This is a genomic window from uncultured Halovibrio sp. (genome assembly GCF_913056445.1).
Lineage (GTDB): Bacteria > Pseudomonadota > Gammaproteobacteria > Pseudomonadales > Oleiphilaceae > Halospina > Halospina utahensis_B.
This window is the reverse complement of sequence record NZ_CAJXMA010000068.1, coordinates 1-15,884: the sequence shown is the minus strand read 5'-3', so window position 1 is coordinate 15,884 and position 15,884 is coordinate 1. Positions and strand designations below refer to the sequence as shown.

General features: G+C 63.1%; 15 protein-coding genes. 2 read left to right on the top strand and 13 right to left on the bottom strand.

What is annotated here, in order from left to right:
* The 8 genes from QZ501_RS11890 to QZ501_RS11855 all read right to left on the bottom strand — a co-directional run.
* Positions 1–380, bottom strand: a 380-nt coding sequence (locus QZ501_RS11890) for a YCF48-related protein (protein WP_295719731.1), incomplete at its 3' end; no start/stop codon positions are given.
* A gap of 84 nt (positions 381–464) precedes the next feature.
* On the bottom strand, positions 465–1,871 hold the full coding sequence (locus tag QZ501_RS11885) for a DUF1329 domain-containing protein (RefSeq protein ID WP_237416513.1): 1,407 nt from the start codon (positions 1,869–1,871) through the stop codon (positions 465–467).
* Between the two features lie 116 nt (positions 1,872–1,987).
* Complete coding sequence (gene pepN, locus QZ501_RS11880; protein ID WP_295719727.1) at positions 1,988–4,612, bottom strand: aminopeptidase N; 2,625 nt, start codon at positions 4,610–4,612, stop codon at positions 1,988–1,990.
* 45 nt (positions 4,613–4,657) lie between these two features.
* Positions 4,658–4,906, bottom strand: a complete 249-nt coding sequence (locus QZ501_RS11875; RefSeq protein WP_295719725.1) for a DUF1315 family protein — start codon at positions 4,904–4,906, stop codon at positions 4,658–4,660.
* Positions 4,903–5,778 carry a rhomboid family intramembrane serine protease gene (locus QZ501_RS11870; RefSeq protein ID WP_151441588.1) on the bottom strand — a complete coding sequence of 292 codons (876 nt, stop codon included), beginning with the start codon at positions 5,776–5,778 and terminating at the stop codon, positions 4,903–4,905. Before QZ501_RS11870 ends, QZ501_RS11875 begins: the two co-directional genes overlap by 4 nt.
* Positions 5,775–6,743, bottom strand: coding sequence for a metallophosphoesterase (locus QZ501_RS11865; protein ID WP_095617765.1), 969 nt, complete (start codon positions 6,741–6,743; stop codon positions 5,775–5,777). Before QZ501_RS11865 ends, QZ501_RS11870 begins: the two co-directional genes overlap by 4 nt.
* 11 nt (positions 6,744–6,754) lie before the next feature.
* Positions 6,755–7,639, bottom strand: a complete 885-nt coding sequence (locus QZ501_RS11860) for an NAD(+) kinase (protein ID WP_095617764.1) — start codon at positions 7,637–7,639, stop codon at positions 6,755–6,757.
* Between the two features lie 80 nt (positions 7,640–7,719).
* Positions 7,720–9,765: an NADPH-dependent 2,4-dienoyl-CoA reductase gene (locus QZ501_RS11855; RefSeq protein WP_095617763.1), complete on the bottom strand. Its 2,046-nt coding sequence runs from the start codon at positions 9,763–9,765 to the stop codon at positions 7,720–7,722.
* A 95-nt stretch (positions 9,766–9,860) separates the two neighbouring features.
* On the opposite strand from QZ501_RS11855, the gene QZ501_RS11850 reads away from it, so the two are divergent.
* The gene (locus QZ501_RS11850; protein ID WP_295719720.1) at positions 9,861–10,904 is read left to right on the top strand and encodes an AraC family transcriptional regulator; all 1,044 of its coding nucleotides are present in this window, start codon (positions 9,861–9,863) and stop codon (positions 10,902–10,904) included.
* 1 nt (position 10,905) lies between these two features.
* On the opposite strand, the gene QZ501_RS11845 is transcribed toward QZ501_RS11850, so the two are convergent.
* Together QZ501_RS11845 and QZ501_RS11840 are read right to left on the bottom strand one after the other, a co-directional pair.
* On the bottom strand, positions 10,906–11,055 hold the full coding sequence (locus QZ501_RS11845; protein WP_160898515.1) for a hypothetical protein: 150 nt from the start codon (positions 11,053–11,055) through the stop codon (positions 10,906–10,908).
* 26 nt (positions 11,056–11,081) lie between these two features.
* Complete coding sequence (locus tag QZ501_RS11840) at positions 11,082–12,113, bottom strand: AraC family transcriptional regulator (protein ID WP_151441585.1); 1,032 nt, start codon at positions 12,111–12,113, stop codon at positions 11,082–11,084.
* Between the two features lie 174 nt (positions 12,114–12,287).
* Here QZ501_RS11840 and QZ501_RS11835 point away from each other — a divergent pair, with 174 nt between their 5' ends.
* Positions 12,288–13,166 carry a MaoC/PaaZ C-terminal domain-containing protein gene (locus tag QZ501_RS11835; protein ID WP_295719716.1) on the top strand — a complete coding sequence of 293 codons (879 nt, stop codon included), beginning with the start codon at positions 12,288–12,290 and terminating at the stop codon, positions 13,164–13,166.
* 3 nt (positions 13,167–13,169) lie between these two features.
* Here the strand turns inward: QZ501_RS11835 and QZ501_RS11830 are convergent, their stop codons facing one another.
* The 3 genes from QZ501_RS11830 to QZ501_RS11820 form a co-directional block, all read right to left on the bottom strand.
* Positions 13,170–14,735: a response regulator gene (locus QZ501_RS11830; RefSeq protein ID WP_295719714.1), complete on the bottom strand. Its 1,566-nt coding sequence runs from the start codon at positions 14,733–14,735 to the stop codon at positions 13,170–13,172.
* On the bottom strand, positions 14,732–15,355 hold the full coding sequence (gene fixJ / locus QZ501_RS11825) for a response regulator FixJ (protein WP_151441582.1): 624 nt from the start codon (positions 15,353–15,355) through the stop codon (positions 14,732–14,734). Before fixJ ends, QZ501_RS11830 begins: the two co-directional genes overlap by 4 nt.
* A gap of 12 nt (positions 15,356–15,367) precedes the next feature.
* Positions 15,368–15,884 (bottom strand): M23 family metallopeptidase (locus QZ501_RS11820; protein ID WP_295719711.1); only part of this gene is annotated, 517 nt, incomplete at its 5' end.

The following is a 15,884-nucleotide window of genomic DNA, read 5'->3' as shown; positions in this document are numbered from 1 at the left end:
CGCCCGTCAAACTGGTTATTCCAGGTCTCGCCACCGTCACTGGTGTGCAGGATCACACCACTGTGACCAACGGCCCAACCCTCTTCGGTGTTCCCCTCCGGAAAATCAACGCCAGTCAGGGTTGTTGAAACAGGCACCTCGGCTTGGGTCCAGCTTTCGCCGCCATTATCAGAGTAGACGATATGGCCACGCTCACCCACGGCCACCAGCCGCTCACCGGCGTACTCCACATCCAGCAACAGGGACTCGGCCGCAAGATCAGTCTCCAGTGCAGGGACCTCAAGGACGTCGCCCACACCATGCGCCGATCCGGCACCCCCGACAGCAATGGCCACTGTCACACCAATGCCGATAATACGTTTCCTGGTTCGAGAGAACATTCAGACTGCCTTTCTGATTGAACTGATTTAACAGGAACCCTGACACCAACAGACCCGGACTGTGCCGGGTCTGTTCGCATCGGGTCAGCGACGTCCCCTGCGCCGGAGCGCCTGGGGTGAGAAATAGCGCTTGTTCGGGACGCGATCCGTGAACACCAGGGTTTCCCCCTCTTCAGTATCAAGCCCCTGCACGTGGTAACGCTTGGACTGGAGATCATGGAACACGTCAAGCGCCGTCCAGACCGTCGGAACCTCGTAATAGCTCTTTTCCATGGCCTGGCTTACACGCCAGAGCTCGCCCCGACCGTCATACTGGTCGACACTCACCACCTTCCAGCTGTCCGCATCGATGTAGAACACGCGGCGCGAGAAGATATGACGCTCATCGTCCTTGAGATTCGCCTCAACAACATGCACGCGGTGCCGCTCCCAGCGCTGGAGATCCGGATTCAGATGCTTGGTACCGAGGATCTTTTCGTACTCAAGTCCGTCCTGTGCAATCTCATAGTTGTTATACGGGATGTAATACTGCTGAACGCCCCGATATTCCCAGTTGTATTTGTCCAGCGCGCCATTGAACAGGTCAGTTTCGTCCGCGGTTCGGAGATTGTCTGCCGCCGCAATCGGAGAGTCGTAAGCCAGGTTCGGCGCACGGCGCACCCGCCGCTGGCCGGCGTTGTAACCCCAGGCGCGGCGCGGCTCCTTGACCTGGTTCAGGGTCTCGTGGATCAGAACCGCCCCTCCGGCCAGACGGGCGGGGGATGTAGTCCGCGACAGATAGTAGAACAGCGTATTGTCCAGCGTGCTCTCATCGCCTTCCGGGTTGTAGAAGTTGTAGAACAGCTCCTGCTCGGACATGGTCATGCTGTAGTCGCCATCCGTCTCAACCGCCACTTCACCGGAACGGCGCTCGACGTAGATGCCACGCCAGCTTGTGAGGTGGTTCCACATGGCCTGCTGCGCCTGCTCCTCGTTGCTGCCATGCAGAATCGGGAACGGAATGCCCCCGTAGGCGCCGTCAATCCCGTTGCCACCCCCCACAAGCTCCGCGTCCGTGGCGTTATCCTCGATGTTGTCCAGAATCCACTCCGGCCAGGCCATGGTCCGGCGTGAGGGGTAGACATTGATCTCGTAGGTATCCGGATAGGCCTGCAGGAGGGCCTTGGTCCCCTTGGTCAGATACTCATCGTACTGCTCCATGTTATCCGCCGTGACCGTGTGACGGATCTCATCGTCCGGGAAGGGGTTGGGGTGGAAGTCCCCCGATTCACCGTAATCCACGTTGTCCGGCGGCTCCGGCAGCCCGCCGTCATAGGCCGGAATCACGCCATCATCGCTGCCCGCTCGCAGGGCACCGAAACGGGTGATCTCTCCGCCACCCAGTCGCTGCGCCTCGGACTGGGAAACTTCCGCTGTCAGGCTGCCCGAGCCCAGCATCAAACCACCGGTAACAGCGGCAATCAGGGTAATGTTCAGGCGTGGTGCTTTCATTCGCATCGTTGGGATCCTGTTGTTGTTGTGCACCCGACCGTGGAAACGGCGCTGGTTGCAGACACGACTCTCCGAAAGCGTAGACGATTGCACCGCTTTGTCCATTCACCGGCGCATCAGCCGGATTCGCCCAGGCTCTTGGTAACAACCTCGTAGAGATCCCGGGAAAGGTCCGGCAGATCCCGCAGCTCCCGCAGGATGCCTGCCATGGAATCACGCAGGTGCGGTGCGTACTGGCGCCACCGTGTCAGTGGCTGAGCCAGCTGTGCCGAGATCTGTGGATTGAAGGCATCCAGTCTGCGGATCTGCTCACCCAGGAAGCGGTGCCCACTGCCATCCGGGCTGTGGAAGTGCGTCAGATTGCGGCCCGCGAAGACGCCGATAACCATACGAACCTTGTTGGGGTTTTTCCAATCGAAGGCGGGATGCGCCAGCAGTTCTGTGACACAGTTCACATTCCCTATCCAGGGGCTTCCGGACTGGACCGCAAACCACTGCTCGACCACCTGGGGGTCGTGGTGCCAGTCCGCATGGAACCGCGCAAGCGCGTCCTCGCGCTCCTGACTGAAGGGCGAGTCAACCAGCGCCTTGAGGGCCGCCAGACGGTCCGTCATGTTGGTAGCCTGTTCAAACTGGGCAAGCGCCTGCTCGCGGCCCTGCTCATCACCGATACGGGTCAGCAGCGTCAGCGCGCTGTTGCTCAGGGAGCGGGCGGCCACCTGCGCGGGCTCAAATGCATAGCTGCCGCCCGGATGATGGTCCGCCCTCACCTGCACCAGCTCATCCCGCAAGGCTCTGGCAACGGTCTGCTCCACCTGGTGGCGGGCCCCATCAATGGCTGCCACATCCGCCTCGTCGGTCAGCTCAATGAGCCAGGCCGTTGAAGGCAGCGCCAGCATGCGGGCCACCATGGCGCGATCCAGCCCCGGTGTGGTCAGCAGTGTCCGGTAGGCCTCGACCAGTCGCGGATCCACTTCCGTGTCACGCCCCTGCTGGATTGACAGGATCACATCCACCGCCAGCTTCTGCCCGGCATCCCAGCGATTGAATCCGTCCGGATCACGGCTCATCAGGAACATGAGCTGATCCCGCGTCCAGGGGTAGTCAAGCTTCACCGGCGCCGAGAACCCGCGCAACAGCGAGGGCACAGGGCGCTCTGCCAGCCCGCTGAACTGGAAGCTGTGCTCATCACCAGTCAGCTCGAGCACTGTTTCCGTATTCTGCTCAGCATCCAGTGGCAGGGCTTCCCCGTCACTGGCGATAAGCCCCATGCGCACCGGGATGTGAAACGGTTCTTTGTGGCTCTGCCCAGGGGTTGCAGGGCATGACTGGCGGATAGTCAGCGTGTAGGTTCCGGATTCAGCGTCGAACGTATCCGTAACGCGCAGCTCTGGCGTCCCCGCCTGCTCATACCAGCGCCGGAACTGGGTGAGGTCACGGCTGCTGGCATCCTCCATGGCGCTGACGAAATCATCGGTGGTGACGGCCTGGCCGTCATGGCGGGCGAAGTAGAGGTCACTGCCTTCCCGGAACATGTCCGGCCCCAGCAGGGTATGGATCATCCGCACCACTTCGGCCCCCTTCTCGTACACCGTCAGAGTGTAGAAGTTGGCGATCTCAATGTAGGAATCCGGGCGTACCGGATGCGCCATGGGCCCGGCATCCTCGGCAAACTGAGCCGTGCGCAGCATGTTCACATGATCGATGCGCTGGACCGTGGGCGACCCCATGTCCGCGGAGAACTGGTTGTCCCGGAAGACGGTGAAGCCTTCCTTGAGGCTGAGCTGGAACCAGTCGCGGCAGGTCACCCGGTTGCCCGACCAGTTGTGGAAGTACTCATGGGCAACGATGCTCTCAATGCGGTCATAGGCCGCATCGGTCGCCGTCTCGGGGCTGGCCAGCACGCAGGAGGAATTGAAGATGTTGAGCCCTTTGTTCTCCATGGCGCCCATGTTGAAATCATCCACGGCCACGACCATGAAGATGTCCAGGTCGTATTCCCGGCCATAGACCTCCTCGTCCCAGGCCATGGCCTTCTTCAGCGACGCCAGGGCGTGTTCGCACTTGGCCTCGTTGCGTGCCTCCACGTACATGCGAAGATCAATGGTACGGCCGGAGCCGGTCACGAATTCGTCGCGTTTCTCCACCAGATCGCCGGCCACCATGGCGAACAGATAGCTCGGCTTGGGATAGGGGTCCTCCCAGGTCACCTGGTGCCTGCCGTCTTCCAGCTCCCCCCAGTCAACCGGATTGCCGTTGGCGAGCAGGACCGGATAGGCCTCCCGATCCGCCTCAATGCGGGTGCGGTAGCAGGCCATGACGTCCGGCCGGTCCAGGAAGTACGTGATGCGGCGGAATCCCTCCGCTTCACATTGGGTGCAGAACATCCCGGAGGACTGATAGAGACCTTCCAGCCGCGTATTGTCCCGGGGATGGATGCGTGTGGTCACATCCAGATGGAAATGCTCCGGCACACTGGGCACCGTCAGGAAGCCCTCGTCCACACGATGGTTCTCAACCGGGCGGCCGTCGAGCATCAGCGACTCCAGCCCGAGTTCCTCGCCGTTCAGGACCAGATCCCGCGCCTGCGACTCGTCCGCCGGATTGCGGCGGATATTCAGGCGCGAATGCACCAGGGCACAGTCCTCAAACAGCTCGATACGCAGATCAACATGATCAATGAGGAAGGCGGGCACCCGGTAATCCGCCAGGTGAACGGCCTGGGGTTGCTCTGCTCTCATGACGGACACTCTTGTTGTTGGTGGGTTCTGTCGCTGCAGCGCGGATCAGTGGCGGGGATCGTGAACCTGCACGCCACCATTGCCATTGCCGGATTCCGGCCGCTCGATGGTGCCGGTCCGTTCCTCCTGGGGAACGCCGTGCTCGTTCTCATACCAGATGATGGCTTCCATGCAGATGCGCTTCTGCTCCTCGCTCAGGGACGTGCCGTCCGGCCACTTGCCCAGCTGCAGGGATTCGCGCAGACGCTGATAGATGCGCGGATCAAGCTGTCGGATCAGCTCCTCGTAGGTCATTGCCCTCTCCTCATGTCATTGGCCGACCGCACCATGGCATAGGCGAGCCCGCTGAGCAGTCCGCCCAGATGGGCCGCGTTCGCCATGCTGGCCCCCAGAAGGGCTTCGGTCAGCGGTGTGAAACCGATCAGCAACCATACCACCGCCACTGTCATCAGTGCCGGGGGGAACTGGAAGCGCGGACGCCCCTGGTTACAGAGCCAGACGTACCCGAGCACGCCGTACACCACCCCGGAAAGACCACCGAACAGTGGTCCGGAAAACAGGAACTGGGGGATATTGCCGCCCAGTGAGGTTACGAGCACCAGTGCCACCATGTGGCCCCGGCCATCGATGGCCTCGATCTGGCTGCCAAGGAACCAGAGCATGACGCCGTTGAAGATCAGGTGCATCAGGCTGAAATGCAGCAGGTCCGGCGTTACCAGCCGCCAGAGCTGAAGGCTCGCCACCGTCTGGGTCAGAGCCTCCAGGCGGTATTCAAAACTGGAGACAGGCCACTCGTAGGGATTCACGATGGTCAGCAGCACCATCAGCTGCTCCCGGGCCCCGAAGGCGGTCATCCAGGCGATCAGGGCAGCGGCCACGATCAACGCGAAGGTAAAGGGAGCATCCCTGGGGCCGGCCTGCCAGTGCCCAGCCACGACACGGCGCGTGCGTGGCCTCGTGAACCCCTCGGGCGCGCCGGAGTGGCGGGGATCCTCAAGGTAGCGCGTAAGCGCCTCGGTAACCGGCTGGCGCAGCTGTTCGCCCTCGATGAACAACACCTGGTGACCCTCGTCATGCTCGATTACATGGGTCACACCCTGGGAATCCAGCCAGCGGCTGAAAGGCGCCAGATCCACCCGTTCCGGAATCGCTGCGATGCGAATCATGCGCCCTGCTCCGAACGGTTCACCTCAACCCAGACAAAATGGTCCGGGTCCAGGGTCTGCTCATCATCCAGCCGGTAGGCCACCATGCGGCCGTATTTCACCGCGCTGTAGTCCAGGCAGGCAACGTTGGGCGTGATCGGTTCGGGCACACCCTCCAGCCAGTAGTGGCCCACGAAGACCGGCGGTTCGTTACGGTCGTAGGTGAGCAGCCGTTCCCGGTCTTCAGGATGCAGTGGCCGATTGGCCACGTCCTCCGGCAGCGGATCGGGCTGGAAGACGATGTCGCCATAGGTCTCGGCCTGCTCCGCCCAGAACTTGGTGCGGAAGAACTGGCGCTGGAAGCCGTCGCGACCGGTCATGACACGGTCATCCGGCAGCTTCATGGCAGTCCCCCGCAGCAGCCGGTCCATCACCCTGCCGGCGAAGGAATGCGGCGCCATCGAGGCATGCAGGAAATCCTCGTTGATGCAGGCATCCGGGTGCATCCGCTCAAACTGGCGGATCAGGTGTTCATCCCAGCAGGCGTGCACCACCCGGAAGCCGTCCCGCTCCAGGAACAGGGGCAGCTCGTAGAACCAGTTCAGGAAATCATGCCACTCGTTATCGTAGTGCTCGAACTGTTCCAGTGTTGCGCGGATCAGGCGGTTGTGCCGCTCGTTGTGCTCACGCACGTGCCGGCGACCACTGCCCGGACGCGCCAGGGTGCAATAACCCAGGGCGTTGTACTCATGGTTCCCCATCACGATCAGCGCGGACCCACGATCCACCATGTCCCGCACCAGGTGCAGCGCCTCCCGTATGCGCGGGCCTCGGTCGATGATATCGCCCAGGAAGATCGCCATGCGCGAGGGATGCTCGTAAACGCCCTGACGCTGGCGGTAGCCCATCTGCTCCAGAAGCCGCTCCAGCGTCAGCGCACAGCCATGGATATCGCCGATGATGTCGTAGCCCTGCGAGCGCTTCATGACTGTCCCATTCAGCTTGCCGCGATGGTGCTTGCCCAGCCCAGCTTCTCGCGGCAGGTCGCGTAGAAGTTGTGGTCGCTGGGGTGGATCAGGTTCAGGCGGAAGGGGCGTTTGGCGATGGAGATCGCATCACCGGGACCGCAGGAGAGTTCCTTCTGGCCATCACAGCTGACCTGGGGCCAGGACTCGTTGGCCTCGTCGATGATCAGCTTGATCTCGCTGTTGCCATCCACGACGATCGGCCGGCTGCTCAGGGTATGCGGGAACATCGGCACCAGCACGATGGCATCCAGCTTCGGATGCATGATAGGCCCGCCTCCGGACAGCGCGTAGGCCGTGGATCCCGTGGGCGTTGAGACGATGAGCCCATCGGAACGCTGACTGTAGACGAACTGACCCTCGATATAGAGATCGAAGCCGATCATGCGGGTGGAACGGCCCGGATGCAGCACCACATCGTTGAGCGCCGTGCCGAAGCCGGTAGGCTCACCGTTGCGCTTGATCTCGGTGTCGAGCATGAAGCGCCGCTCCTGGATGTAGTCCCCTTCCAGGACGGCATTCAGCCGGGTTTCGAGTTCATCCGGAGAGATATCGGTGAGAAAGCCGAGACGCCCCCGGTTGACCCCCAGGATGGGAATGCTCGACTTGGCGAGGTCCCGCACAGCGCCCAGAAGGCTGCCGTCTCCGCCCACGACGATGGCCAGATCACAGATCTCACCGATCAGCTTCTTGCTGGCCACCTGCAGACCGTGCCCGGGCAGCATGGAGGCGGTATCGGCCTCAAGCACCACCTGGTAGTCGTTCTCGATGAGGTAGGTTTTGAGCCGGCGCAGTGTCTCGACAACCTTGACACTGCCCATGCGCCCGATCACGCCGATGTTCTTGAAGGTCTCCATGAACCGCCTTAATCCGCCGGTAGCCCGTGGGTAACAGACCCACAGTCTACCGGATCACGCCCGACCACGGGAATCACCGATTACAGCGCGGCGGCCACACGGCTACCCTGGTCAATGGCTCGCTTGGCATCGAGCTCGGCGGCCACATCGGCACCGCCGATCAGGGTCACTGTCTCGCCAGCGTTCTCAAGATCCGCCTGCAGTTCGCGCAGCGGTTCCTGACCGGTGCACACGATGATGTTGTCCACGGCCAGCACCTGTGGCTCCCCGTTGATGCTCACATGCAGCCCCTCGTCATCGATGTGGTGGTATTCCACCCCGGGCACCATGCGCACGTTGCGCATTTTCAGCGAGCTGCGATGGATCCAGCCCGTGGTCTTGCCCAGGCCCTTGCCGGGCTTGGACGTCTTGCGCTGGAGCAGCGCCACCTCACGCGGCGGCTGCGGCGGATTCGGCTGCAGGCCTTCCACACCACCCGGGGTCTCGACGCTGACGTCAACGCCCCACTCCTTCATGAAGTGGTCCGGGTCCAGCGAGGGCGACGGCCCTTCATGGGTCAGGAACTCGGACACATCGAAGCCGATGCCGCCAGCGCCCATGACCGCCACACGGCGCCCCACAGGGGCTTCCTTTTTCAGCACATCGATGTAACCCAGCACGGAGGGATGATCGATGCCCGGAATCTCCGGCGTGCGCGGATAGACGCCCGTCGCCATCAGGATCTCGTCATAGCCCTGACCGGCCAGCGTTTCCTTCGTCGCCCTGGTGTTCAGGTGCAGGTTTACCCCGTACTTCTCAATCATGCGCCGGTAGTAGCGCAGCGTCTCGTGGAATTCCTCCTTGCCGGGGATCTTCTTGGCCATGTTGAACTGCCCACCGATCTCGCTGGCGGAATCGAACAGGTCCACCTGGTGGCCGCGCTCGGCCGCCACGGTGGCAGCCGCCAGGCCCGCGGGACCGGCGCCGACAACCGCGATGCGCCTTGCCTGGGTGACCGGCTCATAGACCAGCTCCGTCTCATGGCAGGCCCGCGGGTTCACCAGGCAGGAAGTGAGCTTGCCCTGGAAGGTGTGGTCCAGGCAGGCCTGGTTGCAGGCGATGCAGGTGTTGATCTCGTCCGCCCGGTCCTCCGCCGCTTTGGCGATCAGGTCCGCGTCCGCCAGGAAGGGTCGCGCCATGGAAACCATGTCGGCATCTCCCTCGGCGATCACTTTCTCGGCCAGGTCCGGCATGTTGATCCGGTTGGTGGTCACCAGCGGGATACTGACCTCGCCCTTGAGACGCGCCGTCACCTTGCTGAAGGCGCCACGCGGCACCATGGTCGCGATGGTGGGCACCCGCGATTCGTGCCAGCCAATGCCGGAATTAATGATGTTGGCACCGGCCTTTTCAACTTCCTTCGCCAGATGCACCACCTCTTCCCAGGTGCTGCCCTCGTCCACCAGATCGATCATCGAGAGCCGGTAGATGATGATGAAGTCCTCGCCCACGACTTCACGCACACGGCGGATAATCTCCAGAGGCAGCCGGATACGGTTCTCGAAGGAGCCGCCCCACTTGTCAGTGCGGTGGTTGGTGCGCCGGGCGATGAACTGGTTGATGAAGTAGCCCTCGGAGCCCATGATCTCCACGCCATCGTAGCCGGCCTCGCGGGCGAGGCGTGCGCAGTTGGCGTAATCGTCGATCTGCTTCTCGACCTCGTCGGTTTCCAGTGCCCTGGGCGTGAATGGGTTGATCGGTGCCTGGATGGCCGAGGGCGCCACAAGGTCCGGCGAGTAAGCGTAGCGGCCCGTGTGCAGAATCTGCATGCAGATCTTGCCGCCGGCCCGGTGGACGTGATCAGTCACGACGCGATGCTCACGGGCTTCCTCATCGGTATCCATCTTGGCAGCCCCCTTCATCACCGCCCCTTCCGGGTTGGGCCCGATACCACCGGTGACGATGAGCCCTACACTACGCGCCCGTTCCGCGTAGAACGCCCCCAGGCGCTCGAAGCCATTGGGCGCTTCCTCCAGACCGGTATGCATGGAGCCCATCAGCGCGCGGTTGCGCAGCTGGGTGAAGCCCAGATCCAGCGGCTCCATGAGATGGGGGTAGGCGTTGCTGTCGGATGGGGTGCGGGTCATGGCGATCTCCTTGTTCTGAATGCGGTCAAATTACCCGCCTGGCCAGGATGCTACAATACGGCCACATTGGTTTGGATTATTTTCAGGTTGGTTTTATGGTCAGTAGCCGCCCCAATCGGCTGGGCGATATCAGCGTCAACCATGTGGCGGTCATGGCCCGCACCCTGCGCAGTCGCGGCCACGACCCCGGACCATGGCTGGCCCGTTACCGGGTTTCCCGACGCCTGTTGAATACCCCCGGAGCCCGTATCAGCATCCCCCGGTTCATGCGTATGGGCCATGCCGCCATCCAGATGACAGAGGACCCGGCACTGGGGATCGACTTCGGGCGCCATACCCGCATGACGGACCTGGGACTGGCCGGCATGGCGGCCGCGAGTGCGCCCTCGCTGGGAGAGGCCCTGGAAACCCTGGTGCGCTATGAGCGGCTGATGAGCACCAACAGCCGCGGCCAGTCACACACCACGCATACGGCCGATGGCGGACTCCATGCCGTGTTCTACTCCATCAGCCCCTATAACCGCTACAACTGCTTTGTGGTGGATTCGATCCTGGCCGGCTGGGTGGCGCTGCTGCGGGAGCTCGGCGGGCCGGCAACACAGCCTTCCGCGGTCACCATTGAATACGCCGGGCCAGCCAACAGCGAGCCTCATGCCGAGTGGTTCCAATGCCCGGTTCAGTTTGATGCGCCACAGAACCGTATTGAGCTGTACCCGGAAACAGCCGCACAACGTAACCGACTGGCCCAGAACGCCCTGTTCCAGGAGCTGTGCCAGCACTGCGAAACGGAACGTCAGAGGCTGATCTGGGGGCAGAGCACCACCGAAAGGGTGCGTGAGGCCATTGCCCGGCGCATGGGCTCAACGCCACCCAGCATGCACGCTGTGGCACTCGCTCTGGGGACCACGGAATGGGGACTGAGGCGGGCTCTGGAGCAGGAAGGCATGACCTACCGTTCCCTGCTCGATCGTACCCGGCGGGAACTGGCCGAGGACTACGTGCGTGGCACGCCGCTGTCGTTCTCGGATATCGCGTCACTGGTCGGGTTTGCAAACCCCAGTGCCTTCCACGGAGCATTCCGGCGGTGGTACGGGTGCAGCCCCGGGCGGTACCGGCGCCGGTATGGAATGGCGCGCTGAGTCAGAGGTCGATGCCGTCGTCGCATTCGGCGTCCTCCGCGTCATCGTCCTGAAGGCCCAGCTCCAGCAGTTCCTCTTCGTATTCGCGCATGACAACCTCCCGGTTACCGTTCAGTTTCCCGGTCAGCGTGCCAGCGGGAGGTGACAGCATTGTGACACCTCCCATGAGCGCGCGGATCAGCTGGCCATTTCCTCATCGTGTTCCGCGGAACGCCGCCGGTACTCAATAGGCGTCATGCCGGACCAGCGCTTGAACGCCCGGTAGAAGGTGCTGGGCTCGGAAAAGCCGGTGAGATAGACGATCTCGTCAATGGACTCGTCCGTGGCGGCGAGAAGCCGGCACGCCAGCCGGTAACGGAACTGGGAGACCACCTGGTTGAAGGAGGTGTTGGCCTCGGTCAGGCGTGTGCGCAGGGTGCGTGGCTTCATGTTGAGGCGCGTCGCCACCGCGTCCAGGGTGACCTCGCCGGAATCCAGCTGCTCGGCTACCAGCCGTTCCACATCCCCGACAATATCCTGCTTCTCAAGCTCGGCGACCTGCTCACTGGCAAAGCGCTCGTGCAGCGCCAGGAGTCCCGGCTCGTGGTGCGGCGAGGGGTGCTCGAGAAGACTCGCCGGAAAGTACAGCCGGGTATCCTCCTGCCCGAAACTCACCGGACAGCCCAGAATCTCGGCAACCCTGTCCTGGCCCTGGGCCCGTTCGTGCTCGAAATGAACCGCTGTGGGCCGGAACTCCCCGTCCGTAACGGAATCAAAGAAGGTCAGCACACCCTGGACGAAGCATTCCGAGAAATGCCCGATCCGCCGGATCTCTTCGGCGGCGGCGTTGAGCACCAGGTAGCACTCCTCGCTTCCGTCTTCATGGAGTTCCAGGTCCGCGGCGTCGGTAAGCAGGCGCTGGTAGTTCTTGGCCCGCCTCAGCCCATCGCCGAAATTTGGGCTGGACAGGAACAGGTATTCCAGAACCTGCCCCTTGTAGGTGGGCACATGCAGACCCAGGTGCAGGCCGATATCCGGATCCCCGGTGACATCCTCCACCACCTGCCAGAACAGTACCTGAGCCGCGTGCGGCGTCCTCAGGTTTTCCCGCTGAAGGTAATTCTCGTCCACCCCCAGGCGACGGAATATGGCGTCGGTATCGACTCCGGCCCGCTGCATCGCCTGGTAGACCAGACGAAACAGGACCCCTGAATCCCTCTGTTCCTGCATACTGTCGTTTCCCGGCCTGTTGTTGTTTTGACCTGAGTGCCGTGCAGCGCCGGAACTTGCGCAATTGACGCTGTCACAGCCCGTGTGCATTCTTCGTGGCATCATACAGGGCGGTTGGCCCAAATGACATCCACCTGTGACTCAACTCTCAGTCTAGACACAAACCGGACGCTTATGAACCAGACAGCCCATTACCGTTTCAGCGGCCCCGCGCTGCTGCCCATGTACGGCAAAGCCCTGCTCGCCAGCAGCAAGGGCGGCCGCCACGCCGCAGCGGACATGCCCGAACTCAGTGCCGACATTGAGGGGGTGCGCACCGACACCGCTGAGCTGCGCCGTTACCGGGAGGTCTGCGGCTTCATGACCAGCAGCCTGTGCCCGGTCACCTGGCCGCATATCCTGGCCTTTCCGCTGCACATCCGCCTGATGACTGATGCCGCTTTCCCCCTGCCTCTGATGGGGCTGGTGCACATCGGCAACCGGATCGAACAGCAGCGGGCGATACGCCAGGGGGAGATTCTCGAGCTCCGGGCGCGGATCGCCAACGCCAGGGACACCGATCGCGGACTGGAATTCGACATCCTGACCGAGGCAAGCTCCTCGGGGCATGTCATCTGGAAGGAATACAGCACCCTGCTCTACCGTCAGCCTACCGGGAACAACGGAAAAGACGGGAAAAAGCAGCCCCCTGAAGCGCCACAGATGCTCTCCGGCCAGGCCACGGTCCAGGCCCCCGGCAACATTGGTTACCGCTACGGCCGGATCTCCGGGGATATGAACCCGATCCACCTACACCCGCTATCGGCCAAGGCCTTCGGCTTCCCGCGTAATATCGCCCATGGCATGTGGAGCAAGGCACACTGCCTGGCGCTGATGGAGAAGGCCGAGGGGCCATTGGAGGCGGTAACGGTGGACACCCAGTTCAAGAAGCCGTTCTTCATTCCCGGAACCGGCATCCTCACCTGGGAGCGCAATCGCAGCGAAACACCGTTCTGCCTTCTGAACAAGGACGCCTCCGCGCCCCATCTGGAGGGAAGCCTCAGCCGCGGTTGAGGGTCATTCGGGATCGGGCACGGTGCCGTCCGCCAGCGGCAGGGAGAACCAGAACACGGTGCCCCCGCCCTCGCGGCGCTCAAACCCGATCTCACCGTTCTGGCCAGTGATCAGGCTGCGGCACAGCGACAGCCCGATCCCCATGCCCTCATCCTTGTTGGAATAGAACGGCTGAAAAAGGCGCTCTTCCGCGTCTTCCGGCAGCCCGCAGCCGCGGTCCGCCACGCGCACGCACACCGCGTCCTCCAGCGCCTCCGCACTGACTTCAACCGGCTCCTCGCTGCCGCAGTTGCGTGAGGCTTCAAGCGCGTTGCGGATCAGGTTGAGTACCACCTGCTGCACCTGCACGGGGTCCGCGACCGCATAGGGCAGGTGCTGCGGAATCGACAGACTGACCTCGATCGCGTTGTTGCGCGAATCCACCTCGGCGAACTCGCGGCTCTCCGCAAGCAGTCGGGCCACATCCACGGTCTCCTTGCCGGTAGCGGGCTGGTGCACGAACTGCCGGATGCGGCGGATAACCTCACTGGCGCGGTGGGACTGGGCCGTGATCTTCTCCAGCACCTCCGCGAGCGCGTCCTGGTCCAGGGTGTCCTTCTCCATCATTCGAGAGACCAGGCTGACGTAATTGGCGATGGCGGTCAGCGGCTGGTTCACCTCATGGGCCACGCCGGCTGCCATCTCGCCCATCACTGACAGACGCGAGGCATGCGCCAGCTGTTCACGCTGTTCCGCAACCAGGTCCCGTGTCTCCTCCAGCGCCCGCTCCTGGGCCAGTTCCTCGGTAATGTCCCGGAACACCAGGACGCTCCCGGTCAGTTCACCGTTCTCGAAGCGGGGCGCCGCCCGGTACTCTGCCTGGAAGCTGGTGCCATCCGCACGGGTCATGGTCACGCCCCGCCGCAGTACCGCTGCGCCGTCCTGGCACAGTACCCGCCCGGCGTGGGAAGCCTCCTCGCCGGAGTCATGGGTGAAATGCAGATCCCCGATACGACGCCCCACCAGCGCGTCCTGTTCCGCCCCTGCGATTTCCGCCGCCGCCGGGTTGGCGAAGGTGATCACACCCTGGGGATCGAGCCCATAGATGCCCTCAAAGATGGCGTTGAGCAGGCTGGCCTGTTCGCTTTCAAGCTGGCGATTGCGCGCCTGCATGACGCGCTCCAGCTGGATCACCCGGATCTGGGTATCCACCCGCGCCATGACCTCCTGGGCCTGGAAGGGCTTGGCGATGTAGTCCGCACCGCCCATGTTGAAGCCCCGGACCTTGGCATCAATGTCGTTGAGGGCGGACAGGAAGATGATGGCACTCAGGGCCGTGTCAGTGTCCGCGCGCAGATGCTTGCAGACCTCGAAACCATCCATGCCCGGCATCATGATGTCGAGCAGGATCACCTCAGGGTGATGCCGGCGCGCCAGCTGCAGTGCCTTTTCGCCGTCGTTGGCGATCAGAAGCTGGTAGCCCTTGTCCCTCAGGGTTTCGTAGAGCACCTTGAGGTTCTGGGGATTGTCGTCCACCAGCAGGACACAGGCCTGCTCCGGGTCGGTGGGCGTTTCGCTGACCGTGCTCATTCCGGGTCCCCGTCCCGCACGCTCATGACCATGCGCACCAGCTGGGCGAGTGAATGGGTTCCCATCTTGTGCATCACCCGGGAGCGGTGGATTTCGACGGTGCGCTGGCTGATGTCGAGCTCAATGGCGATGACCTTGTTGGCCTGGCCGGCGACCATGCGATCCATGATCTCACGCTCACGCGGCGTGAGCTGGGCCAGCTGCTCCTCGATCAGCCGCTTCTCCTCACGGCCCTGATGCTGCTCCGCATCCGTGGCCAGGGCAGCCCGGATCTTCTCCAGAAGCTGGTCTTCACGGTAGGGCTTCTCGATGAAGTCAACGGCGCCCTTGCGCATCGCCTCCACGGCCAGGGGCACGTCACCGTGGCCGGTTACGAAGATGATCGGCAGGTGGGAGCCCCGCTCAATGAGTTCCTCCTGCAGCTCCATGCCATCCATCTCGGGCATGCGGATATCCAGCACAATGCAGCCCTGCATACCGCCATGCCAGTCTTCCAGAAAGCGGGTGGCGCGCTCGTATCCCGCAACCGCCAGCCCTTCCGAGCGCAGCAGCATGGACAGGGAATCCCGGACCGCCTCGTCATCCTCTACGATGTAGACCGTCTGCTCGGTCTCCGCCATTGGCATACTCCTTTACTGATTACTGTCGCCCGCACCGGGCATGGTGGTGGCACCATCAACCAGTGGCGGCGCCACCGTCATCGGATCCACCCGTTCCTGCTGCCAGTTCATGCGCCAGTCCAGGTGCGGGCCGGTGGCGCGGCCCGAGGCACCCACTTTTCCCAGAGCCTCGCCCTGTGCCACCTCGTCGCCCTCGCTCACATGGATCTCGCTCAGATGCAGGAAGGTGGAGGAGACCCCGTATCCATGATCCAGGATCAGGGTCCCCCCGGAGAAATACAGATCCGGCTCAACCAGCACCACACGCCCGCCTGCCGGCGCCGCTACGGGTCTTCCCGTTTCCGCGGCTATATCAATGCCGTAATGCGGCTGACGGGGTTCGCCGTTGTAGAAACGCTGGCTGCCGTAGACCCCGGTAACGGTTCCCGCCACCGGCCAGATCCAGGAACCAGCAAAGTCCGGGCGGCGTGACTGGTCCTTCCGCGCCGCGCTCACCCGCCGCGCTTCCCCCCGGATCCGCTCCAGCGCC

Excerpts from the sequence above, each read along its gene's own strand:
- QZ501_RS11885 (WP_237416513.1), bottom strand. The coding sequence starts at position 1,871 with ATGAAAGCACCACGCCTGAACATTACCCTGATTGCCGCTGTTACCGGT.
- pepN (WP_295719727.1), bottom strand. The coding sequence starts at position 4,612 with ATGAGAGCAGAGCAACCCCAGGCCGTTCACCTGGCGGATTACCGGGTG.
- QZ501_RS11875 (WP_295719725.1), bottom strand. The coding sequence starts at position 4,906 with ATGACCTACGAGGAGCTGATCCGACAGCTTGATCCGCGCATCTATCAG.
- QZ501_RS11870 (WP_151441588.1), bottom strand. The coding sequence starts at position 5,778 with ATGATTCGCATCGCAGCGATTCCGGAACGGGTGGATCTGGCGCCTTTC.
- QZ501_RS11865 (WP_095617765.1), bottom strand. The coding sequence starts at position 6,743 with ATGAAGCGCTCGCAGGGCTACGACATCATCGGCGATATCCATGGCTGT.
- QZ501_RS11860 (WP_095617764.1), bottom strand. The coding sequence starts at position 7,639 with ATGGAGACCTTCAAGAACATCGGCGTGATCGGGCGCATGGGCAGTGTC.
- QZ501_RS11855 (WP_095617763.1), bottom strand. The coding sequence starts at position 9,765 with ATGACCCGCACCCCATCCGACAGCAACGCCTACCCCCATCTCATGGAG.
- QZ501_RS11850 (WP_295719720.1), top strand. The coding sequence starts at position 9,861 with ATGGTCAGTAGCCGCCCCAATCGGCTGGGCGATATCAGCGTCAACCAT.
- QZ501_RS11845 (WP_160898515.1), bottom strand. The coding sequence starts at position 11,055 with ATGCTGTCACCTCCCGCTGGCACGCTGACCGGGAAACTGAACGGTAAC.
- QZ501_RS11840 (WP_151441585.1), bottom strand. The coding sequence starts at position 12,113 with ATGCAGGAACAGAGGGATTCAGGGGTCCTGTTTCGTCTGGTCTACCAG.
- QZ501_RS11835 (WP_295719716.1), top strand. The coding sequence starts at position 12,288 with ATGAACCAGACAGCCCATTACCGTTTCAGCGGCCCCGCGCTGCTGCCC.
- QZ501_RS11830 (WP_295719714.1), bottom strand. The coding sequence starts at position 14,735 with ATGAGCACGGTCAGCGAAACGCCCACCGACCCGGAGCAGGCCTGTGTC.
- fixJ (WP_151441582.1), bottom strand. The coding sequence starts at position 15,355 with ATGGCGGAGACCGAGCAGACGGTCTACATCGTAGAGGATGACGAGGCG.